Below are 20575 nucleotides of genomic sequence, written 5' to 3' on the forward strand. Positions count from 1 at the left end.
TTGCCTGGTATTGCATCTAACATTTTAGTTGTTATCTTAGATTGTGGATATATAGAGAATCCGATATGACCTTCTTGAAATACAAGAAAATCGCAGCCAATCCCGAAGATGCAGGAACCGATGACTGATCGTGCCGGCGGCGCCGGCAGGGTGCCCAGTGATCATTCCAGCCTGCTGATCGAACAGGCGCACAAAGCCTTGCTTGAGCGGTTGCGCGACGGGCGCCTGACTAGCGGCGGCTTCTTGTCGATGCCGATGCTGGTGAAACAGCTGGAGTTGCCGATTGCCGCGGTGCGCGATGCGGTGAAAAGGTGCGAGGCATGCGGATTGCTGACGGTGCTTCCCAAGCGTGGCGTCGCCGTCATGGATGCAGGCCCCGAGATGACGCGCGAATGTCTGGAATTGCGCGCCATGTTCGACTGCGAAGGCGCCCGGCGCCTGATCACACAGGGCGGCTCGATCCCTCTTGACCAACTGCGATCGGCACACGAGAGCCTTCGGGATGCCGCGCGGGACCGGCTGACCCCGGAGATGCCCAAGCGCGCGATCGAGGTCGATTTGTCATTGCACGATGCGCTGGCGGCGGGGATCGGCGGGGGACTTGCCGGAAGGCTCTATGCCGAGAATCGTGACCGGATCGCGGTGATACAGAATACCCGCCCTTTCCTGCCCGACCGCATCGTGCCCGCAATGGACGAACACCTGGCGATCATCGCCGCGATAGAGGCACGCGATACCGGGGCCGCCACCGCCGCGATACGCGAACATCTGTCGGGTACGCTCCGGTGGTGGGGGATCGGTGTCTGAGGCCAGGCGCCGGTTGTTTTGGCCGACAAGAACAGGCCCCGACCGCAACACAGTTACCAGTTGAGCACCAATCCGGCCAACAACCGGATGCCTTCCTGCGTGCGATGCAAGCGGGAGGAAACCGCGATTTCCGCCGTTTTATTGCATCAGGCGCCATAAAATTCCCCTGTTTTATTGGCCTGACAACGATAAATCCGACATAATGCCGCAAAACTTGGCTAAACAAGCCTTAACACTGCCCCGCTACAAGAGGGCAGGTCGATGCAGTACCGGAGCCCTTGGATGCTCGAGTTCGAGAATGTCAGCAAGTCCTTCTGGACAGGCACCCAGCGCAAGGTGATCCTTGAAAAGGTCAGTTTCCGCGTGGAGCTTGGCCGGTCGCTTGGCATTCTGGCCCCGAACGGCACCGGCAAGACGACGCTGGTCAACATGATGGCGGGCCTCGAGAAACCGGACGAGGGCGAGATTCGCCGACAATGCCGCATCAGCTTTCCTCTGGGTTTCATGGGGGGCGTGATCAACAAGATCTCAGCGATGGAAAACAGCCGCTACATCGCGCGGCTTTACGGGCTGGACCCGGATTATATCGAGGCCTTCTGCCGCTGGATGTGCAACCTGGGCGAATATTTCGATCAGCCCCTGGGCACTTATTCCTCGGGGATGAAGGCGCGGTTCACCTTTTCGCTGATGCTGGCGCTGGATTTCGACATGTACCTGATCGACGAGGGCATGCCCAGCTCGACCGATGTCGAGTTCAACCGGAAAGCCGGTGAGATATTGCGCGAACGCCTGCGCACGACGACGGTAATCATCGTGTCGCATCAGCCCGGCACGCTTGAAAAATTCGCCCGCGAGGCCGCCGTTCTGATGGGCGGCAAACTGCACATGTTCGATACCTTGGAAGAGGCAAAACGGCTATATGACTACGAAACCCAAGGCTAGAAAATTCCGCATCCGGCGTAACACGCCGTCCGCGACCCCCTCCGAGGCCGCGCCGCCGGACCGCGCCGACCAGACCGCGAACCCGACACCCGAGGCGGCGTCGCCGGGGCAGTCGGGGCAGGTCAGCTCGGCCCGTGAAATGGCGGCCTCGCAGGATATCGACGAGATCCGCAAGGAGGGGTTGACCGGCCGTCAATTGCGCATGGCCCGCCGGATGGCGCAGAAACACGGGCTGGCCCCGGTATCGGATTTCGACGCGGTCCGCCTGCTGCGGAAAAAGGGCATCGACCCGTTCCAGCGTATCAATATCCTCGAAGTCGTCACCGGCGGGACCACCCAGACCGAAGCGCAGGATGACACCGGCCAGGAACGCGTGCAGTTGCCGCAGACGATCCCGGCGGACCGGCAGACCCTGCCGTCAACCGACCTGAGCCCATCGGAGCAACGCGCCGCCGAGATCATGGACATCCAGCGTGACATCGCCAGGCGGCGGCAGCGCAAGCTGCTGTTGTTGCTGTCACGGCTGACGGCCTTCATCTTTCTGCCGACGCTGATCGCGGGCTACTATTACTACGCCGTGGCCACGCCGATGTATGCCACCAAATCCGAGTTTCTGATCCTGACCGCCGATGGCGGAAGCGGCGGCGGCGGTGGCGGCCTCGGGGGGCTCTTGCCCAGCCAGTTCGCCACCGGGCAGGATTCGATCGCCACGCAATCCTATCTGCAATCCAAGGATGCGATGCTGCGGCTGGACACCGATCTGGGGTTCCGCGCGCATTTCAGCCAGCCGCATATCGACCCGATCCAGCGGCTTGACCCGGATGCCAGCAACGAGGCGGCCTACAAGCTTTACAAGAAATACGTGAAGCTGGGTTATGACCCTACCGAGGGCGTGATCCGGATGGAACTGTCCACCGCCGACCCGGAAGTCAGCGCGCTGTTTTCCCAGCGGCTGATCGAATATGCCGAAGAGCGCGTGGATGAACTGAGCCGGGAAAAACGCCTGGATGCAGTAAAGACCGCCGAGCAGGGACTGGAAGAGGCCAAGGCAGAACGCCGCGCCGCCCAGCAACGCATGGTGCGGTTGCAGGAAGGCACGATCCTGGACCCCGAGGGAGAGATTGCCGGTATCCGGCAGCTTGTCAGCACGGTCGAGCTGCAATTGCAGGAAAAGCAGCTGGCGCTGGATATCCAGTTGAACAACACCCGCCCGAACAAGGCCAAGGTCGATGCCCTGACCAGCGAGATCGAGGTGCTGCGCACCGAGTTGAACAAGCAAAAGGCACGGCTGAACCAGGCGACCGAGGGCGCCAGCTCGCTGGCCTCGCAAACGGCCGAGATCCAGATGGCGCAGGCCGATCTGGCCACCGCCGATCTGGTGTTGCAGGCAGCGCTCGAAAGCAAGCGGCTGAGCGAGATCGAGGCCAACAAGCAGGTGCGCTACCTCACGGTCAGCGTGCGCCCCGTCGCCTCGCAGGATCCCTCCTATCCGCGGGCGTTCGAGAACACGATCCTTGCCTTCCTGATCTTTGCCGGTATTTACCTGATGATATCGCTGACCGCGTCGATCCTGAAAGAGCAGGTTTCGTCATAGCGGCGGCCGAACAGAGCAAGGATGGCGCCGCCCATGAAACAGGTAAAGATCGCCGGGCTGAGTGTGGGCAATGACCAGCCGCTGACCATCATCGCCGGCCCCTGCCAGCTGGAAAGCGCGGATCACGCCCAGATGATCGCCGGCACGATGAAAGAGGCCTGCGACAAGGTCGGTGCGCAATTCATCTTCAAGGGGTCGTTCGACAAGGCCAACCGCACCTCGCTTTCGGGCAAGCGCGGCCTTGGTATCGACGAGGGCCTGAACGTCATGCAATCGGTCAAGGGCTCGCTGGACGTGCCGGTGCTGACGGATGTGCACCTGCCCGATCAATGCGCGCCGGTGGCCGAGGTCTGTGATGTGCTGCAGATCCCCGCCTTTCTCTGCCGCCAGACCGATCTGCTGCTGGCCGCCGGGGAAACCGGGGCGGCGATCAACGTAAAAAAGGGGCAATTCCTGGCCCCATGGGAAATGCCAAATATCGTCACCAAACTGGAAAGCACCGGCAATACCCGCCTGCTGCTGACCGAGCGCGGCACCTCGTTTGGCTACAACACGCTGGTCGCGGACATGCGGTCCCTGCCGCAGATGGCAGCGACGGGTTATCCCGTGGTGATGGATGCCACCCATTCGGTACAGCAGCCCGGTGGCAAGGGCGGGTCCACTGGCGGGCAGCGTGAATTCGCCCCGGTGATGGCACGGGCGGCGGTCAGCCTTGGCGTGGCGGCGGTGTTCATCGAAACCCACGAGGATCCCGACAATGCGCCCTCGGACGGGCCGAACATGATCCATTTGTCCGACATGCCCCATCTTGTTGACACATTGATGCGCTTTGACGCGCTGGCGAAAGCCAATCCGGTTTCGATCTGAAGAAAGAGTAACACCCGTGAACAAGCCCCTGCCCGCCGTCACCCCCAACACCTGGGAATTCCTGCGCGATGCGATGATCACCCCTACCGGGTTCCGCGAATATGACGCGCGGTGGAAATACCCGGACGAGATCAACCTGCCCGGCATCACGGCGCTTGGCCTGGGGCTGGGCACACAAATGCAGGCGCGCGGGATCGAACCGGTGATTGCCGTCGGCAACGACTATCGCGACTATTCGCTTTCCATCAAGAACGCCCTGATCCTGGGGCTGATGCGCGCGGGCATCACAGTCAAGGATATCGGCCCCTGCCTCAGCCCGATGGCCTATTTCAGCCAGTTCCACCTGGATGTGCCGGCCGTCGCCATGGTCACCGCCAGCCACAACCCGAACGGCTGGACCGGGGTGAAGATGGGCTTTGACCGTCCGCTGACCCACGGGCCGGACGAGATGGCGGAACTGCGCGACATCGTGCTGGAGGGCCGGGGCAAGGACCGCCCGGGCGGTTTCTACGAATTCGTCGACGGCGTGCGCGAGGCCTATCTGGACGACCTGGTGGGCGATTTCAGGATGACGCGGAAGCTGAAGGTCGTCTGCGCCACCGGCAACGGCACCGCCTGCGCCTTTGCACCGGAACTGTTCGAACGGCTTGGGGTCGAGGTCGTGCCTTCGCACAATACGCTCGATTACACGTTTCCCAATTACAACCCCAACCCTGAAGCCATGGAAATGCTGCATGACATGGCCGCCAGCGTTAAGGCCAGCGGCGCGGATTTCGCGCTTGGCTTCGACGGTGACGGCGACCGTTGCGGCGTGGTGGATGATGAGGGCGAGGAGATCTTTGCCGACAAGGTGGGCGTGATCATGGCGCGCGACCTCAGCAAACTGCATCCGAACAGCACGTTCGTCGCCGACGTGAAATCAACCGGACTTTTTGCCAGCGACCCCGAGTTGCAGGCCAACGGCGTCACCGCCGATTACTGGAAGACCGGCCACAGCCACATGAAACGCCGGGTCAAGGAAATCGGCGCGCTGGCCGGGTTCGAGAAATCCGGCCACTACTTCCTGGCCGAGCCGGTGGGCCGCGGCTATGACTGCGGAATGCGCGTGGCGGTCGAGATCTGCAAGCTGATGGACCGCAATCCGGCAATGTCGATGTCGGACCTGCGCAAGGCGCTGCCGGTCACCTGGTCCACTCCGACCATGTCGCCCTATTGCGCGGATACCGAAAAATACGACGTTCTGGACCGGCTGGTCGGGAAACTGGTCGCCAAGCAAGAGGCGGGCGAACAGGTTGCCGGGCGCGCGATAAAAGAGGTCGTGACGGTCAACGGCGCGCGGGTGATCCTTGACAATGGCAGCTGGGGCCTGGTGCGGGCATCATCGAACACGCCGAACCTCGTGGTGGTCTGCGAAAGCAGCGAAAGCGAGGCCGAGATGCGCGCGATCTTTGCCGATATCGACGCGGTGATCCGCACCGAGCCGTCCGTGGGTGACTACGACCAGACGATCTGAGGACGCGGGTAATTCGCCGCGCCAAACCGGCGGGTTTCCACCGGTCAGGGCAGACGGCTTCACGATTGCGCGAGCGCCCTCAACGAGGCCGGCATCCGTGGCATAACATGCTGGTGCGGAAAGTTCATGCTTTCAGGCATTTGTGCCCCAGTCGGGGGCACTGCAATGCCCGCGCGCCGACAACCGGAATTTCTTGAGGGATCTTACATGAAACATTCTCTGAAACTGTTCTCTTCCACCACGCTGGCGGCACTCTTCCTGGCCGCGACACCGGCGCTTGCAACCACCTACAAGACCGACCAGGGGCATACCGAGGTGCGGTTTAGCTGGAGCCATGCCGGCGTCTCGGTGCAGTCCGCGGAATTTACCGTCGCGACGGGCACGCTTGAACTGGACCCGGAAAACCCGGCGGGCGCGTCCCTGACGGCCACTGTGCAGGCGGATAGCCTTGCCACCGGTTTCGGGCCACTGGACGACCATGTGAAAAGCGCCGATTTCCTGGAGGTCGAGACCTATCCGGAAATCACCTTTGTCAGCACCGGGGTCGAGGTGACCGGCGAGAACACCGCCAATGTCACCGGCGACCTGACGATTCACGGCACGACGTTGCCGGTGACGCTTGATGCAACCATGACGCATATTGGCGAACACCCGCTTGGCGGCGCGATCGACTATTACAAGGGCGACTGGGTGGCCTTTTCGGCAACGACCGAGATCGACCACCAGGCCTTTGGCGTGGGGGGGTTTTCGACCGGTCCGATTACCATCGACATCGTGACCGAAATGAAGGCCGCTGAATAGGTATTTCCATGGTGGGCCGGGCGCTGCCAGGTGGCGCCCCGGCCAACCGTATCTCAGCGGCAAATCATGCGATGAACCGGTAGCTTATGATCCGGGCGCCGCGCGCGCGTTTCAGTCTGCCGCCCCGCCAAATCCGGTACCGGAATCGGCCGGGCGCAAACGGACCAAGCGCGAATCCAGCACCGCGGCCTGCCGATGCGTCACCGCCTCGCGATAGACCGGATCGCGGATCATTTCGACAAAGGCGGCAACGGACGGGTATTGAGCGATGAAACATTCATCCCAGGCCTCCTCCGCAGGACCGATCAGCATTTGTTCGAACCGCCCGCGCCAGACGATCCGCCCGCCCAGCCGGGAAAACACCGGGTAGCTGTCGCGCCCGTATGCGGCATAGGCCTCTGCCCCGGTTGCCTTGCGTCCATCGGGATAGGCCGCCCGTTCGCGAAACTTCACCAGGTTCAGCATGTGGATCGGGCCAGGTCCGTCATTTTCGCGGAAAACGGCAAAGCTTTCCTTGGTGGGATCGATGTAACCGGTCAAGCCGCCAGCCCTCGGCCTTTCAACAGCGCCTCGACGCCGGGCAGGCGGCCGCGAAAGGCCAGGTACAATTCTTCGGCCTCGCGCGATCCACCGGTCGAAAGGATATTTTTCTCCAGCGCCCTGGCCTGACCTGCGTCAAACGCATCGCCGGCCTCTTCAAAGGCGGCAAAGGCATCGGCATCCATCACCTCGGACCACATGTAGCTGTAATAGCCCGAGCTATAACCATCGCCCGAGAACACATGCGCGAATTGCGGCGTGGCGTGGCGCATGGTGATCGCCGAGGGCATCCCGATCTCGCTTAGAACCTCGGCCTGCATGGCCATCGGGTCGACGGGTGGGTCGCCTGCGTGAAAGGCCAGATCGACCAGCGCCGAGGCGACATATTCCACCGTCTGGAAACCCATGTCGAAATTCGCCGCGCCCAACACCTTTTCCAGCATCTCCTGCGGCATCGCCTCGCCGGTTTCGGCATGGGTGGCGAACTCGGCCAGGACCTCCGGCACTTCCAGCCAATGTTCGTAAAGCTGGCTGGGCAGTTCGACGAAATCACGCGCCACGTTGGTCCCCGAAAGGCTCTCGTAGGTCACATCGGACAACATCTGGTGCAGCGCGTGACCGAATTCGTGGAATAGCGTGCGGGCATCATCATAGCTCAGCAGCGCCGGGTCGCCCTTGGCAAAATTGCAGACATTGATAACCACCGGCCCCTGCAGTTCGGGGAACCTGGCCTGCCCCCGCATCGCCGAACACCACGCGCCCGACCGCTTGGAGCCGCGCGCGAAATAATCACCGATGAACACGGCCACATGGGCACCGTCGCGCGTCACCTCCCACGCGCGGCAATCGGGGTGATAGAGCGCCACATCGACCGGCTTGAAATCGAGGCCGAACAGGCGATGCGCACAGGCAAAGGCCGCCTCGATCATCCGGTCCAGCTGCAAATAGGGTTTCAGCGCCGCCTCATCCAGATCATGTTCGGCCTTGCGGCGTCTTTCCGCATAATAGCGCCAGTCCCACGGTTCCAGATCGCCATTGATCCCGTCGGTCTGCATCATCGCGGTCAGCACCTTGGCATCGGCCTCGGCGCGGGCCTTCGCGGGTTCCCAGACATCCATCAACAGCTCACGGACGGCATCGGGGGTCTTGGCCATTTCAGTTTCCAGCTTGAAATCGGCAAAGCTGTCATAACCCAGAAGCCGCGCCCGTTCCTGCCGCAGTTTCAGCGTTTCGGCCGCGATGGCGCGGTTATCCGTCTCGCCGCCATTCGCGCCCCGTGCGGCCCAGGCGTTGAACGCCATCTCGCGCAGGTCGCGCCGGGGCGAAAATTGCAGGAACGGCACGATCAGCGACCGCGACAGCGTGATCACCGGGCCATCCAGGCCCTTTTCCCTTCCCGCCGCGCGGGCCGCGTCGACGACAAAGGCCGGCAACCCCTCCAGGTCGCCTTCGGACAGGTCCATGTGCCAGGCAGCCTCATCAGCCAGAAGGTTCTGGGTAAAGGCAGTACCCAGTTCGGCCAACCTTGCCATGATCTCGCGCATCCGTTTCTCGGCCTCGCCGGTCAGCGCCGCCCCGGCCCGCACGAAACGGCGCCGGGTCAGGTACAATAACCGGTCCTGTTCTGGTGTCAGGTCAAGCCCGCCCCGCTGCTGCCAGAGCGTTTCGATACGCGCAAAAAGCGCCTTGTTGCCATGCACCTCCGAGCTGTAGGCGGCAAGTTTCGGGCTGAAGATGCGCTGCAATTCCTGCCGTTTCGGGTTGCTGTCGGAACCCACCAGCGCGAAGAATACCGACAATACCTTGTCCAGCGCCTTGCCCGCCGTCTCCAGCGCTTCGATCGTGTTGGCAAAGCTGGGTGCCCCGGGGGCATCGGCAATCGCGTCGACCTCCGCCCGCGCCTCGGCCAGCGCGGCATCGAAGGCCGGCTCGAAATCGGCGTCCGACACCTGGTCGAACGGTGCGATTTCAAAAGGCGTGTTCCAGTCAGCCAGCAGCGGATTCGTCATGAATGTCTCCTTTGCCGCCGCAGATCGGACAATCCGCGCGGGGTCTGAGGGTGAATTTCCGGCTTTCGCCGTAAAGCGCGTCATAGATCAGCATTTGCCCGCGCAGGGGCGTGCCCGCCCCGGTGATCAGCTTCACCGCCTCGACCGCCATCATCGCGCCCAGTACGCCGGGCAACGGGCCCAGCACACCGGCCTCGGCGCAGGACGGGGCCAGTTCAGGCGCCGGTGCCTGAGGGAAAATGCACTGGTAACAGGGCGCGCCGCCTGCCGGATCAAATACGCTCAACTGCCCTTCCCATTGCGACAATGCACCCGAGATCAGCGGTTTTTCCACGGCAACGGCGGTCTTGTTGGCCAGGTAACGGGTGTCGAAATTATCGGTACCATCGAGGATCAGATCGTATTCGGCAAAAAGCCCGGGCGCGATATCTTCGGTCAGCCGGCGCTGAAAGGGGCGCACCGTAACCGAGGGGTTCTGCGCCAGCATTGCGTTGAGGGCCGATTGCACCTTGGGTGTGCCGATATCGGCATCACGGTGGATCACCTGCCGCTGCAGGTTTGAATTGTCGACCACGTCATCGTCGATCACCCCGATGGTGCCCACACCCGCCGCCGCCAGGTAAAGCAACGCCGGCGAGCCAAGCCCGCCCGCGCCAATGACCAGAACACGTGCGTCGCGCAGGGCTTTCTGCCCCGGCCCGCCGATTTCGCGCAGCACGATGTGGCGGGCGTACCGCTCCAGCTGGGTATTGGTAAAGCGGCCCGGCTGTGCCGGTTCAGGTGCCGCGGGTTGCGCCCGTGCCCTGAGCCGCCTGAGCCCGGCGCGGTAGGCCAGCACCAACGAGGCAAACCCACCCAGCAGCAGCCACAAGGCGGCGCTTTCACCTGTGGCCATGCGCAGTGCATGCCCCTCCGGCAGCACCAGATGCAACAGCACCACGCCCAACCACAAGATTCCGATCGTGCCCCATCGCAGGCTTTTGGGCGTGCCCATCGCGGCGCCGATACCCCAGAGCGCACCCGCCATGACCAGCACCAGCAGCATCAGCCGTGCCCTGTCGAGCCAAATCCGCCCGCCCCGCGCGCGGTATCCGCCAATGTCGTCACCAGCGCGAAGGATGCCCGCACCACCGGGGCCACGACCATCTGCGCGATCCGCATCCCGTGGGTGACATGAAACGGCTCTGTCCCGGCATTCATCACGATCACGCCGAGGGGCCCGCGATAATCGCTGTCGATGGTGCCCGGCGTGTTGGGCAGGGTGATGCCGTGCTTCAGCGCCAGGCCCGAGCGCGGGCGCAGCTGCACCTCGTAGCCCCGCGGTATCGCCAGCCGCAGCCCCGTGGGCACAAGCGCACGCGCGCCCGGGGCAATCGTCATGCCGTCACGGGCCGCTTGCGGAAAATTCGCCCGCAGGTCCGCCCCCGCCGCCTCTTCGGTCTCGTACGCAGGCAGGTCCAGGGACCGGTCAGCACCGTCGTCCCAAACGAACTGAACCGTCACCATCCCCTGCCCCTTCATCTTGGCAAAAATACTCAAAATTTTCTCAGACCAACGCCCCGGCAATCCGCTCGGCCAGCCGGGCGGCCACCTGATCCTTGGCCAGGCGCGGCCAGTCCTCGGCGCCGTCATCCGTGATCAACGTGATGTCGTTTTCCGTCCCGCCCATGATGCCGGTGCCGGCGCTCACGTCATTGGCCACTATCCAGTCACACCCCTTGCGTTTGCGTTTGGCCGTAGCATTGGCCACCACATCGTCGGTTTCCGCGGCGAACCCCACCACCAGGCTCGGACGGTTCTTTTTCGCACCCGCGACCCTGGCCAGAATATCCGGGTTCTCGGCAAATTCGATCTGCGGCAGCCCGCCGCTGGTCTTCTTCATCTTGCTCGCGCTTTCCTTTGCCACGCGCCAATCGGCCACGGCGGCGGCAAAAACCGCCGCATCCACCGGCAGCGCGGCCTCGACCGCCTCCAGCATCTGCTGCGCCGTCTGGACCGGCACCACCTCAACACCCGCGGGCGGCGGCACATCGGCCGGGCCGGTCACGAAAACCACCTCGGCGCCGAGCGCGCTCAGCGCGCGGGCAATCGCCGTGCCCTGCGCCCCGGAGGACCGGTTGGCGATATAACGCACCGGATCAATCGGCTCGTGCGTCGGGCCCGAGGTGACCAGCACGCGCCTGCCCTTCAGGGGTCCGTCGGCCAACGCCGCCTCGATCGCGGCAACGATTTCCAGCGGCTCGGACATGCGGCCGGGGCCATATTCGCCACAGGCCATATCGCCTTCGTTCGGGCCGACAAACATGATTCCGTCCGCATCAAGCGTGGCCCGGTTGCGCCGCGTCGCGCGATGCTCCCACATGCGCACATTCATCGCCGGCGCGACCAGCACCGGCGTATCCGTGGCCAGCAACAGGGTCGAGGCCAGATCATCGGCATGGCCCTGAGCCATCTTCGCCATCAGATCGGCGGTCGCCGGGGCCACCACGACCAGATCGGCACTGCGGCTCAGCTCGATATGCCCCATTTCGGCCTCGTCGGTCAGGTCAAACAGGTCCTGATATACTTTTTGGCCCGCCAGGGCGGAAACCGATAGCGGCGTCACGAATTCCGCGCCCGCGCGGGTCAGAACCGGCGTGACCGAGGCCCCGCGCTCGCGCAGTCGCCGGATCAGGTCGAGCGACTTGAAGGCGGCGATTCCGCCGCCGACGATCAGAAGAATGCGCTTGGATGCCAGCATGGGCCATCTTCCTTGTGAGTCTGGCGAGACAGTATTGCGGGAAATTTCCGGTTACAAGAGAGCGGCACGGCTATTGAAAGGCAAGGCAGGGATCGGGCCGGGGCTGCACCGGGCTGGAAACGACTTCGTCGAAACCGCCCTGCAACGGCGCATCATCCTCGGTCTGGCCGACCACGTGCATATCCGGCGCATCCGCGACCCGGGCCAGAAGGGCGGGCACACCCCAATCCTTGCGGGCGTGTCCGTTTCCGGTAATCACCGCGACCGGACCGCCCGTGGCGCGAAATGCGTCGATCGCCGCACGCGCGATCAACGCATCGCGCAGGCGCTGAATCTCGACCATCGGCGCCAGCATCTCGTCGGGCAGGGCGTCGCAATGGGCTGCGGCCTGTAATGCCTCTCTTGCCACCTGCTGGTTTTCCGGCAAGGGATCATCCAGGCCAAACATCATCGCCCCGTTTCCAAACGCAGCGGCAACACCCCTGCTCGCCGCCTCCCGCGCAGCATCCCCGGGCACGTGGGCGCCGTAAATCCGTGCGTCGGGTGCCGCGTCGAAAATGGGGTGATACATCGTAAAATCCGGCCAGCCGGACGCGTCCCAGTCCAGATAATCCTGCAATCCGGTGGGAGAACGGTATTCTGGGACAACCTCGCCATAGAAACGGTCAGGCGAGACCATCTCGAAGACCAGCGCCTTGGGCTGCAGGTCCATCACGCGCTCAGCTTGCACGGCGTGATGATGCGGATTGTCGTGGATTTCACCCAGTATCAGAATGTCCTGCGCACCGGCGGGCAGCGTCATCACACACAACTGGACCAGTGCAGCGGTAAAGAGGCATTTCATACCAAGAGGTTATGAACCTCGGACCCGTGACGTTCAAGGTGTTTGCGCATCTTGATAAAGGCTGCGGCCTCCAATTGCCGAACGCGTTCCTTGCTCAGGTTCAGTTCTTTTCCCAGGCTGTCCAGCGTTCGGGGTTGTTCGCGCAATTTGCGCTCGCGCACGATGAACCGCTCACGTTCGTTGAGCACGCTCATTGCCTGGGTCAGCCAGCCGCGCAATGCGGCCTGGTCATGTTCGACCTCGACCAGTTGCTCGGCGTGCGGGCCTTCGTCCTCGATCGTGTCCACCCATTCGCGGCCCTCATCCTCGGTCGATTGGGTTGCGTTGAGCGAAAAATCGGACCCGGAAAGGCGGCCCTGCATCATTTCGACATCACGAAGCGGCACGCCAACCTCATGGGCGATCATCTCGCGCAGCTGATGACCGTCCAGTTCCTCGCCCTTGGCCATCGCTTCGCGTTCGATGCGTGCCTGAACCCGGCGCAGGTTGAAAAACAGGGATTTCTGGCTTGAGGTGCTGCCGGTGCGGACCATCGACCAGTTTCGCATCACGTATTCTTGGATCGAGGCCTTGATCCACCAGACCGCGTAGGTCGAAAAGCGGACTCCGCGGTCCGGGTCGAACTTGTCGGCAGCTTTCATAAGGCCCAGCCCCGCCTCCTGGATCAGATCATTCATCGGCGCGCCATAGCGGCGGAACTTGGACGCCATGGATATTGCCAGCCGCATGTAGGCATTGATCAGGCGATGCAGCGCGGCTTCGTCCCGCTCATCCCGCCAGGCATAAGCCAGTTGGCGCTCCGTTTCGGCGTCCAGCATTTCCGCCTTCATCGCGGTGCGCGACATTCTGTTCTGATCGGGTACGTCAAGAGCCATATGTGATACCAACGCGTCAGATTGAGCTTTGTTCCCTGTTTAAGTATTCCATGGAGTGGTACGCAGGCCCAATCAAAGCGGATCAAAAAAGGGTGCGAATCCGTCATGTTGCCGAAACTGACCTTGGTTCTGGGGGGCGCGTCCTCGGGGAAATCGGCCTTTGCCGAAGGATTGGCCAAAGCATCGGGCCTGCAGCTGACCTATCTGGCCACGGCGCAGGTACTTGATGACGAGATGCGAAAAAAGGTCAGCAAACACAGGAAGATGCGCGGCGAAGGGTGGAAAACGATCGAGGCGCCGTTGGACCCGGCCCCGGCGCTCTCGGGCGCGGCGGATCGCGATGTGGTGCTTTTCGACTGTGCGACGATGTGGCTGAGCAATCATATGCTGGCGGAAAACGACCTTGGTGCCGCCGAGGCGGCGCTTATGGCGGCCCTCGACGGGGCAAAGGCCCCGGTGATCGTCGTCTCCAACGAGGTCGGCCTGTCGGTCGTGCCGGAAAACCGTCTGGCGCGGAGGTTTCAGAACGCGCAGGGTGCGCTCAACCAACGTCTGGCAGGCCGGGCCGACCTGGTGGTGAACGTGATCGCCGGGCTGCCGCAGCTGCTGAAGGGCCATCTGCCATGAGCCGGTTTTTCTGGGTGCGGCACGGGCCCACCCATGCACGGGCAATGGTCGGGTGGTCGGATATTCCGGCGGATCTGAGCGATGCGGCGCAGATTGCCCGGCTGACGGCGCACCTGCCGAAGAACGCGCTGGTGGTCTCGTCGGACCTGAAGCGCGCGACCGCAACAGCCGATGCGATTGCCGGGGCGCGCGACCGCCTGCCGCCGGACGCCGACCTGCGCGAGATTCATTTCGGCGCATGGGAAATGCAGATGTTCGATCGTATTTCCGATCAGGACCACGTGCGCCGCTTCTGGGATCATCCGGGCGATGTGCGCCCGCCCGGCGGCGAAAGCTGGCACGAGGTTCAAGCGCGGGTGGATCGCGGGGTGGCGCGGCTGCTGACGGCCCATCCGGGGCGCGATATCATCGCGGTGGCACATTTCGGCGCGATCCTGACGCAGGTGCAGAAAGCCCTGCGGATAGATCCATACGAGGCGTTCGGCCACCGGATCGACAACCTGTCAGTGACCGAACTGCACTGGGACGGCAGCCACTGGCTGGCGAAAGGCATCAATCACGTTCCGTGATGGGCCGCCGCACAATGTTTCGTTTTCCCACCCTGCGGGCTGCGGCTAGTCTGGTGTCATGACCTATGATCTGATCCTTGGCGATTACGCCTATTCCAGCTGGTCGCTGCGCGGCTGGCTGTTGTTCGAACGTTTCGGCATCGCCCGCCGGACCGGAATGGTGAATTTCAAGAAGGGCGGCGTCGCCGAGCAGATGCCCGAATGGGCGCCCGCCCGGACGGTGCCCGCGGTGCGCACGCCCGAGGGTGCGCTTCTGACCGAGTCGATCGCGATTGCCGAGGAACTGGCTCAGCGTCATCCCGAGGCCGGCCTGTGGCCGGACGAACCCGGGGCGCGTGCCACCGCACGGAGCCTGGCCGCAGAGATGCACGCGGGCTTTGCCGCGTTGCGCGGTGAATGTCCGATGAACCTGCGGCTGGCCTATGCCGGCGTGACCCCCTCGGAGGCCGTCGCGGCGGACCTGAGGCGGCTCGAAGCGATCTGGGATTACGCGCGCGATCTATGCACGCCGGACGGGCCATGGCTTTGCGGCGCGTATTCGGCCGTGGATGCGTTCTATGCCCCGGTGGCCGCACGGATTGCCGGATATGGCCTGCAGGTATCAGAAAGCGCACAGGCCTATGTGTCCGCCCATCTGGCAGATCCGGCCTTTCGTCGCTGGCGCGCGATGGGGTTGGTGCACGGAGAGGTACTGGACCGCTACCGGAAACCCTTCGCGGTGGCTGACTGGCCGGGGCCCGTACCCCTGCCCGCGCGGGTCAGCAATGCCGATCCGGAAAATGCCAACTGCCCCTATTCCGGAAAACCGTCCACCCACATGCTGGAGCTGGAAGGCCGTGTGTTCGGCTTCTGCAATGCGTTCTGCCGCGACAAGACCGTGGCCGACCCGGCAGCATGGCCCACCTTCATGGCATTGCGCGACCGGCCGTCATCAGATTGAGTGCGCTGACGCGCACGCCGGATCTCTCGTCGCCCGCCTCCGGCGATCTCCTCGGACCGCGCGTGACCGGCGAAGCGCCCCTGCCGCCACGACGAGCATTCGGGAAGGCGTTAACCTTTCGTCAATCACTCGGTCCTTATCGTTAACTCCGGGTGGTTAACCATGATTGACGAAAGGCAGGGGGAATGGTCGCACGCGCCTACACGGTGGCATTCGAAGGCGTCGAGGCGCGGCAGGTCGAGGTCCAGTGCGCGGTCACGCCGGGCATGCCGGCCTTTTCCGTGGTCGGTCTGCCGGACAAGGCGGTCAGCGAAGCCCGCGACCGGGTGCGCACGGCGTTGAGCTCGATGGCCATTGCCTTGCCCTCAAAACGCATCACCATCAACCTCAGCCCCGCGGACATGCCCAAGGAGGGCAGCCATTTCGACCTTCCGATCGCGCTTTCACTGCTGGCCGCGCTGGAGATTATTCCAAAAGATGCGGTGGAGGGCACGACATCGCTTGGCGAATTGTCGCTTGACGGTTCGCTTGTGCCGGTGATCGGCGCCCTGCCCGCCGCCATGGCGGCTGCCGAGGTCGAACATACGCTGCTATGTCCCAAGGCCTCGGGGGCCGAGGCGGCCTGGGTCGACATGGTGCAGGTGATCGGCGCCTCCTCTCTGGCCGATGTGGTGCGTCACTATACCGGGCAATCGCCGCTGCCCCCCGCCACGCCGGGCGAGGTTGTGCAGGCTGCCGGTGGGCGCGACCTGCGCGACGTGAAGGGGCAGGAGCGCGCCAAGCGCGCCCTGGAAATCGCCGCCGCGGGGCGGCATCATCTGATGATGGTCGGCACGCCCGGCTCGGGGAAATCCATGCTGGCGGCGCGCCTGCCGGGCATCCTGCCACCCCTGACCGCCGCCGAGGCGTTGGAAACCTCGATGATCCATTCCCTGGCCGGGCTGCTGGACGAGGGCGGGATCAACCGGACGCGCCCCTTTCGCGAGCCGCATCACACCGCGTCGATGGCGGCGATCGTCGGCGGCGGACGGCGCGCCGGCCCGGGTGAGATCAGCCTGGCGCATAACGGCGTTCTCTTCATGGACGAGTTCCCGGAATTTCCCCGCACCGTCCTGGAAACACTGCGTCAGCCGATCGAATCCGGCGAGGTCATGGTGGCGCGCGCCAATGCCCATGTGAAATACCCCTGCCGGTTCATGCTGATCGCCGCCGCCAACCCGTGCAAATGCGGCTATCTCAGCGATCCGGCGCGGGCCTGCACCCGTGCGCCGATCTGCGGCGAAGATTACATGGGCCGCATATCCGGCCCGCTGATGGACCGGTTCGACCTGCGGGTCGAGGTGCCGCCGGTGGCCTTTACCGATCTCGACCTGCCGTCCTCGGGCGACAGTTCGGCGACGGTGGCCGGACGGGTGCAACAGGCAAGGGCGGCGCAACAGGCGAGATTTGCCGGAAGGTCCGACATGCGCCTCAATGCCGATGCCGAAGGCGAGGCCCTGGAGGAGATCGCAACGCCCGATGCCGAAGGTCGCGCGCTGCTGACCAGGGTGGCCGAACGCTTCGGCCTCAGCGCGCGCGGCTATCACCGGGTGCTGCGGGTGGCCCGCACCATCGCCGACCTGGACGGGTCGGACGCGGTCCGCCATCCGCATGTCGCCGAGGCTGTCAGCTATCGCCTGACCGGCGTCAAAGACGCCTGATCCAGCCCGCCAATTGCCGCAAGGTACGATCCGCCTCGGGCAACAGACCCCGAAAGATGGGCCAGACATGCGGCAGGTCGTGTTCGATCACGCAGGTCACCGCCACGCCCTGATCTTTCAGCTGCGCGGCCATCCGGCGGGTATCGTCCAGCAGGATCTCGGTATCTCCCACCGCGATCCAGACCGGACAGGCGCCGGCAAAGCCGGCATGCAGCGGCGAGGCGCGCGGGTCTGCCTTGTCGGCCCCATCCAGATAGACAAGTGCCATTTCCGCGGCACGGTCAGCGGGCAATATCACCTCGGCAGACCTGTTGTCGTGCACGCTTTGCGCAGAAAGGCTGAGATCGGTCAAGGGCGACAGGCAGAAACAGCCGCGCGGCTGCGGCAGGCCCAGTCGCGTGATCTCGCCCAGCAAGGCCAGTGCCAGACCGCCCCCGGCGCTATCCCCCCCGAGGATGACGCCGCCCGGGGTATTCATCACCGACCGATATGCCGTCAGCGCGTCCTCGACCGCCGCGGGAAACGGGTGTTCGGGGGCCAGACGGTACCGGGGCAGAACCGCGCCAAGGCCGGCATACCGGCAAAGCCACGCCACCATCGCCCGGTGGGTACGCGGCGAGCCGAAACCGTAGCCACCACCGTGAAAATAAAGGATCAAGGCGCCCTCTGACACGCCCCCGATGCCCGTGGCTGGAACCATATGGCCCTGGTGGTCAAGAATGCGATCTTCGAATGCCGTGCCGCGCGGCGCATGAAACAGGATTCGCGCCTTCGCCTCGAACGACCGGCGCACCTGTTCCAGCGACGCGCGCTTCAGGTGCGGCTTCTCTGTCAGCTTCAGCCAACGGTTCAGCAATAACGCGCGCAGGCTCATGAGCGCCTGGCCTCGATCGCCTCCCAGATCCGCGCGGCGACGTTGATCCCGTCGAAACGCTCCAGCTCCTGAATGCCCGTGGGTGAGGTCACGTTGATTTCGGTCAGATAGTCGCCGATCACGTCGATCCCCACGAAAACCTGCCCCTTCTCGCGCAGGAGCGGGCCGATGGTGGCACAGATCTCAAGGTCCCGCGCGGTCATCTCGATCTTCTCCGGCCGTCCGCCCACATGCATGTTCGACCGTGTCTCGCCCGAGGCAGGCACGCGGTTGATCGCGCCGACCGCTTCGCCATCCACCAGGATTACGCGCTTGTCGCCTTTCGACACGTCGGGCAGGAATTTCTGCACGATCAGCGGTTCGCGGCTGAAGCCCGTGAACATCTCGTGCAGCGAGGTCAGGTTGCGATCCTCTTTCTTCAGCAGGAACACACCCGCCCCGCCATTGCCGTACAGCGGCTTGAGGATCACGTCGCCATGTTCCTGCTTGAAGGCGCGGATCGTCTCGAGATCGCGGGCGATGGTCGTGGGCGGCATCAGTTGCGGAAAATCGAGAATCAGCAGTTTTTCAGGAAAGTTGCGCACCCAGAACGGGTCATTGACAACCGTCGTCCCCGGCATCAGCCGCTGCAGCAGATGGGTCGTGGTGATGTAGAACATGTCGAAGGGCGGATCCTGCCGCAGCCAGACAACGTCGAATTCCGCCAGATCCACGGCGGTTTCCTCGCCCAACGAGAAGTGATCGCCCACAACCCGCTGCACGCTCAGCGGCCAGCCGCGCGCGGTGATGCGACCCTGGTCATAAGCCAGCTTGTCGGGTGTGTAGTAGAACAGTTCATGGCCGCGCGCCTGCGCTTCCTCGGCCAGGCGAAAGGTGCTGTCCGCGTTGATGTCGATCGGACCGATCGGGTCCATCTGAAAGGCGATTTTCATGGCGCTGCCCCTTGTTCAAGCTCCCTTTACATGGGGCAACGGCGCCAGAGGTTCAATTCAGAAATGCCCAAAGGCGTTTTCGATGATCTCGACCCGCCCGGTTGCATCCAGCGTGGCCAGGTCGAAACGCACATCGCTCAGCTGGCCACGGGGGGCAGAGGCCAGGTATTCGGCCGCGGCGGCATGTATGCGCCGCATCTGCGCGGGATGGAGGCTGTTGATGGCGGCGTCCGTGCTTCGAGCCTTCTTGACCTCGACAAACACGATCAACTCACCCTGGCCAAATATCAGGTCAATCTCGCCGCCCTTCCCCCGCCAGCGGTTTTCCAGCAACCTGCAGCCGCGGCGTTCATAATCCCGGGCGACCTGTGCCTCGGCCATCCGGCCCGACAGGTCGGCGCGGCGTCCTGCGTGGCACCGTGCGTCGGCTGTATCCGTCAATCCGTCCTGCGGCGTCACTTGCCCGCCTCCAGCTTCAGCGCCAGTTGATAGACCTGCCGCCGTTTCATCCCCAGTTCGGCCGAAACCCGATCCGCCGCATCGCGCACCGACAAGGTCTCAAGTGCCTGCAGCAGCTTCTCTTCTATGTCGGCTTCGCTAACAGAAGGTGAATCTCCGCGGCCGATCAGCACCACGCATTCCCCCTTGAGCGACCGCGACGCGCATTGTACCGCCAAGCCGGCCAAGGGTCCGCGCAGCACCTCCTCGAATTTCTTGGTCAGCTCCCGCGCCAGAACCGCCTGTCTGTCACCACCCAGAACCTCGGCCGCGTCTTTCAGCATGGCGGCAACCCGTTTGGGCGATTCGTAGAAAACAAGCGTACCCGGAACGCCTGACAGCGCGCGCAGCGCGGTTTTTCGCCTAGAGGCGCTATTGGGCAGGAACCCGGCGAAATGGAACTGGTCGGTGGGCAAACCCGCCACGGTCAGCGCGGCAATCACCGCCGACGGCCCCGGTGCCGATACCAGCGCATGACCCGCCTCGACCGCCGCCCGTGTCAGATCAAAGCCCGGATCCGCCACCATCGGCGTCCCGGCTTCAGAGGCGTAGACAACCGACTGTCCCGCGTCCAGCGCCGCAAGCAGCCTCGGCCGCACCTTGTCGCCATTGTGATCGTGATAGGCCACCAGCGGGCGCTCGCCCGGCGCCACGCCGTGGATTTCCATCAGCTTGCGCAGGCTGCGCGTATCCTCGGCCACCAGCACATCTGCCGAGCTCAGGATATCCAGAGCCCTGAGCGTGATGTCCCGCGCCGTTCCGATCGGCGTGGCGATCAGGTAAAGACCCGGCGGCAGTTTGCTTTTGATCGGATTCCCCACTGGACCCGCCCCGTTTGACGTTTATGATTGCATCCCAAAATGCAGCCGCAAAAGAGCATCTGCCGCCCAGAGGGAGTGAGTT

Annotated in this window: 21 protein-coding genes; 10 read left to right on the forward strand and 11 right to left on the reverse strand. The window is 63.7% G+C overall.

The features are described from left to right. Window positions 1-120 precede the first annotated feature (120 nt). The 6 genes from AAFO92_RS19425 (at window position 121) to AAFO92_RS19450 (ending at window position 6524) form a co-directional block, all read left to right on the forward strand. Window positions 121-807, forward strand: a complete 687-nt coding sequence (locus AAFO92_RS19425) for a GntR family transcriptional regulator (protein WP_347538014.1) — start codon at window positions 121-123, stop codon at window positions 805-807. A gap of 282 nt (window positions 808-1089) precedes the next feature. Then, the gene (locus AAFO92_RS19430) at window positions 1090-1749 is read left to right on the forward strand and encodes an ATP-binding cassette domain-containing protein (protein ID WP_347538016.1); all 660 of its coding nucleotides are present in this window, start codon (window positions 1090-1092) and stop codon (window positions 1747-1749) included. Beyond that, complete coding sequence (locus AAFO92_RS19435; RefSeq protein WP_347538018.1) at window positions 1727-3343, forward strand: capsule biosynthesis protein; 1617 nt, start codon at window positions 1727-1729, stop codon at window positions 3341-3343. Before AAFO92_RS19430 ends, AAFO92_RS19435 begins: the two co-directional genes overlap by 23 nt. A 33-nt stretch (window positions 3344-3376) precedes the next feature. Beyond that, the gene (gene kdsA / locus AAFO92_RS19440) at window positions 3377-4210 is read left to right on the forward strand and encodes a 3-deoxy-8-phosphooctulonate synthase (protein WP_347538020.1); all 834 of its coding nucleotides are present in this window, start codon (window positions 3377-3379) and stop codon (window positions 4208-4210) included. A gap of 16 nt (window positions 4211-4226) precedes the next feature. Next, a complete protein-coding gene (locus AAFO92_RS19445) occupies window positions 4227-5723 on the forward strand; it encodes a phosphomannomutase/phosphoglucomutase (protein WP_347538022.1) in 1497 nt (498 codons plus the stop codon). A gap of 207 nt (window positions 5724-5930) precedes the next feature. Then, window positions 5931-6524: a YceI family protein gene (locus AAFO92_RS19450; protein ID WP_347538024.1), complete on the forward strand. Its 594-nt coding sequence runs from the start codon at window positions 5931-5933 to the stop codon at window positions 6522-6524. A 111-nt stretch (window positions 6525-6635) separates the two neighbouring features. On the opposite strand, the gene AAFO92_RS19455 is transcribed toward AAFO92_RS19450, so the two are convergent. The 7 genes from AAFO92_RS19455 to AAFO92_RS19485 all read right to left on the reverse strand — a co-directional run bounded on the left by AAFO92_RS19455 (window position 6636) and on the right by AAFO92_RS19485 (window position 13532). Further along, window positions 6636-7064 (reverse strand): DUF1330 domain-containing protein, encoded by a 429-nt coding sequence (locus tag AAFO92_RS19455; RefSeq protein ID WP_347538026.1) that lies wholly within the window; start codon window positions 7062-7064, stop codon window positions 6636-6638. After that, entirely contained in the window at window positions 7061-9073 is a 2013-nt protein-coding gene (locus tag AAFO92_RS19460) for a M3 family metallopeptidase (RefSeq protein WP_347538028.1), read from the reverse strand. The genes AAFO92_RS19455 and AAFO92_RS19460 overlap by 4 nt, the downstream gene beginning before the upstream one ends. Next, window positions 9051-10118, reverse strand: coding sequence for a molybdopterin-synthase adenylyltransferase MoeB (gene moeB / locus AAFO92_RS19465; RefSeq protein ID WP_347538030.1), 1068 nt, complete (start codon window positions 10116-10118; stop codon window positions 9051-9053). The genes AAFO92_RS19460 and moeB overlap by 23 nt, the downstream gene beginning before the upstream one ends. After that, window positions 10118-10579, reverse strand: coding sequence for a dUTP diphosphatase (gene dut, locus AAFO92_RS19470; protein ID WP_347538133.1), 462 nt, complete (start codon window positions 10577-10579; stop codon window positions 10118-10120). Before dut ends, moeB begins: the two co-directional genes overlap by 1 nt. A gap of 40 nt (window positions 10580-10619) precedes the next feature. Continuing rightward, on the reverse strand, window positions 10620-11813 hold the full coding sequence (gene coaBC / locus AAFO92_RS19475) for a bifunctional phosphopantothenoylcysteine decarboxylase/phosphopantothenate--cysteine ligase CoaBC (RefSeq protein ID WP_347538032.1): 1194 nt from the start codon (window positions 11811-11813) through the stop codon (window positions 10620-10622). A 70-nt stretch (window positions 11814-11883) separates the two neighbouring features. Next, window positions 11884-12615, reverse strand: coding sequence for a ChaN family lipoprotein (locus tag AAFO92_RS19480; protein ID WP_347538034.1), 732 nt, complete (start codon window positions 12613-12615; stop codon window positions 11884-11886). Window positions 12616-12653: 38 nt separating this feature from the next. Next, on the reverse strand, window positions 12654-13532 hold the full coding sequence (locus tag AAFO92_RS19485; protein ID WP_347538036.1) for an RNA polymerase factor sigma-32: 879 nt from the start codon (window positions 13530-13532) through the stop codon (window positions 12654-12656). 105 nt (window positions 13533-13637) lie between these two features. Here AAFO92_RS19485 and cobU point away from each other — a divergent pair, with 105 nt between their 5' ends. The 4 genes from cobU (at window position 13638) to AAFO92_RS19505 (ending at window position 17368) form a co-directional block, all read left to right on the forward strand. Then, entirely contained in the window at window positions 13638-14159 is a 522-nt protein-coding gene (gene cobU / locus AAFO92_RS19490) for a bifunctional adenosylcobinamide kinase/adenosylcobinamide-phosphate guanylyltransferase (protein WP_347538038.1), read from the forward strand. Beyond that, on the forward strand, window positions 14156-14728 hold the full coding sequence (locus tag AAFO92_RS19495; protein ID WP_347538040.1) for a histidine phosphatase family protein: 573 nt from the start codon (window positions 14156-14158) through the stop codon (window positions 14726-14728). The genes cobU and AAFO92_RS19495 overlap by 4 nt, the downstream gene beginning before the upstream one ends. A 58-nt stretch (window positions 14729-14786) precedes the next feature. Further along, complete coding sequence (locus AAFO92_RS19500; RefSeq protein ID WP_347538042.1) at window positions 14787-15668, forward strand: glutathione S-transferase; 882 nt, start codon at window positions 14787-14789, stop codon at window positions 15666-15668. 185 nt (window positions 15669-15853) lie between these two features. Continuing rightward, window positions 15854-17368 (forward strand): YifB family Mg chelatase-like AAA ATPase, encoded by a 1515-nt coding sequence (locus AAFO92_RS19505; RefSeq protein WP_347538044.1) that lies wholly within the window; start codon window positions 15854-15856, stop codon window positions 17366-17368. Here the strand turns inward: AAFO92_RS19505 and AAFO92_RS19510 are convergent. Genes AAFO92_RS19510 through rsmI form a run of 4 tightly spaced genes read right to left on the reverse strand, consistent with a single transcriptional unit; the run spans window position 17355 to window position 20493 of the window. Then, window positions 17355-18242 (reverse strand): alpha/beta hydrolase fold domain-containing protein, encoded by an 888-nt coding sequence (locus AAFO92_RS19510; RefSeq protein WP_347538045.1) that lies wholly within the window; start codon window positions 18240-18242, stop codon window positions 17355-17357. The two genes, AAFO92_RS19505 and AAFO92_RS19510, sit on opposite strands and share 14 nt — an antisense overlap. Further along, the gene (gene gshB, locus AAFO92_RS19515) at window positions 18239-19174 is read right to left on the reverse strand and encodes a glutathione synthase (protein WP_347538047.1); all 936 of its coding nucleotides are present in this window, start codon (window positions 19172-19174) and stop codon (window positions 18239-18241) included. The genes AAFO92_RS19510 and gshB overlap by 4 nt, the downstream gene beginning before the upstream one ends. Window positions 19175-19231: 57 nt before the next feature. Continuing rightward, complete coding sequence (locus AAFO92_RS19520) at window positions 19232-19615, reverse strand: YraN family protein (RefSeq protein ID WP_347538049.1); 384 nt, start codon at window positions 19613-19615, stop codon at window positions 19232-19234. Window positions 19616-19629: 14 nt separating this feature from the next. Further along, complete coding sequence (gene rsmI, locus AAFO92_RS19525) at window positions 19630-20493, reverse strand: 16S rRNA (cytidine(1402)-2'-O)-methyltransferase (protein WP_347538051.1); 864 nt, start codon at window positions 20491-20493, stop codon at window positions 19630-19632. Window positions 20494-20575 lie beyond the last annotated feature (82 nt).

The organism is Roseovarius sp. CAU 1744 (genome assembly GCF_039839345.1).
GTDB lineage: Bacteria > Pseudomonadota > Alphaproteobacteria > Rhodobacterales > Rhodobacteraceae > Roseovarius.

Coding starts and splice junctions, on each gene's coding strand:
- AAFO92_RS19425 (WP_347538014.1), top strand. CDS start 121: ATGACTGATCGTGCCGGCGGCGCCGGCAGGGTGCCCAGTGATCATTCC.
- AAFO92_RS19430 (WP_347538016.1), top strand. CDS start 1,090: ATGCTCGAGTTCGAGAATGTCAGCAAGTCCTTCTGGACAGGCACCCAG.
- AAFO92_RS19435 (WP_347538018.1), top strand. CDS start 1,727: ATGACTACGAAACCCAAGGCTAGAAAATTCCGCATCCGGCGTAACACG.
- kdsA (WP_347538020.1), top strand. CDS start 3,377: ATGAAACAGGTAAAGATCGCCGGGCTGAGTGTGGGCAATGACCAGCCG.
- AAFO92_RS19450 (WP_347538024.1), top strand. CDS start 5,931: ATGAAACATTCTCTGAAACTGTTCTCTTCCACCACGCTGGCGGCACTC.
- AAFO92_RS19460 (WP_347538028.1), bottom strand. CDS start 9,073: ATGACGAATCCGCTGCTGGCTGACTGGAACACGCCTTTTGAAATCGCA.
- moeB (WP_347538030.1), bottom strand. CDS start 10,118: ATGCTGCTGGTGCTGGTCATGGCGGGTGCGCTCTGGGGTATCGGCGCC.
- dut (WP_347538133.1), bottom strand. CDS start 10,579: ATGGTGACGGTTCAGTTCGTTTGGGACGACGGTGCTGACCGGTCCCTG.
- coaBC (WP_347538032.1), bottom strand. CDS start 11,813: ATGCTGGCATCCAAGCGCATTCTTCTGATCGTCGGCGGCGGAATCGCC.
- AAFO92_RS19480 (WP_347538034.1), bottom strand. CDS start 12,615: ATGACGCTGCCCGCCGGTGCGCAGGACATTCTGATACTGGGTGAAATC.
- AAFO92_RS19485 (WP_347538036.1), bottom strand. CDS start 13,532: ATGGCTCTTGACGTACCCGATCAGAACAGAATGTCGCGCACCGCGATG.
- cobU (WP_347538038.1), top strand. CDS start 13,638: ATGTTGCCGAAACTGACCTTGGTTCTGGGGGGCGCGTCCTCGGGGAAA.
- AAFO92_RS19495 (WP_347538040.1), top strand. CDS start 14,156: ATGAGCCGGTTTTTCTGGGTGCGGCACGGGCCCACCCATGCACGGGCA.
- AAFO92_RS19500 (WP_347538042.1), top strand. CDS start 14,787: ATGACCTATGATCTGATCCTTGGCGATTACGCCTATTCCAGCTGGTCG.
- AAFO92_RS19505 (WP_347538044.1), top strand. CDS start 15,854: ATGGTCGCACGCGCCTACACGGTGGCATTCGAAGGCGTCGAGGCGCGG.
- AAFO92_RS19510 (WP_347538045.1), bottom strand. CDS start 18,242: ATGAGCCTGCGCGCGTTATTGCTGAACCGTTGGCTGAAGCTGACAGAG.
- gshB (WP_347538047.1), bottom strand. CDS start 19,174: ATGAAAATCGCCTTTCAGATGGACCCGATCGGTCCGATCGACATCAAC.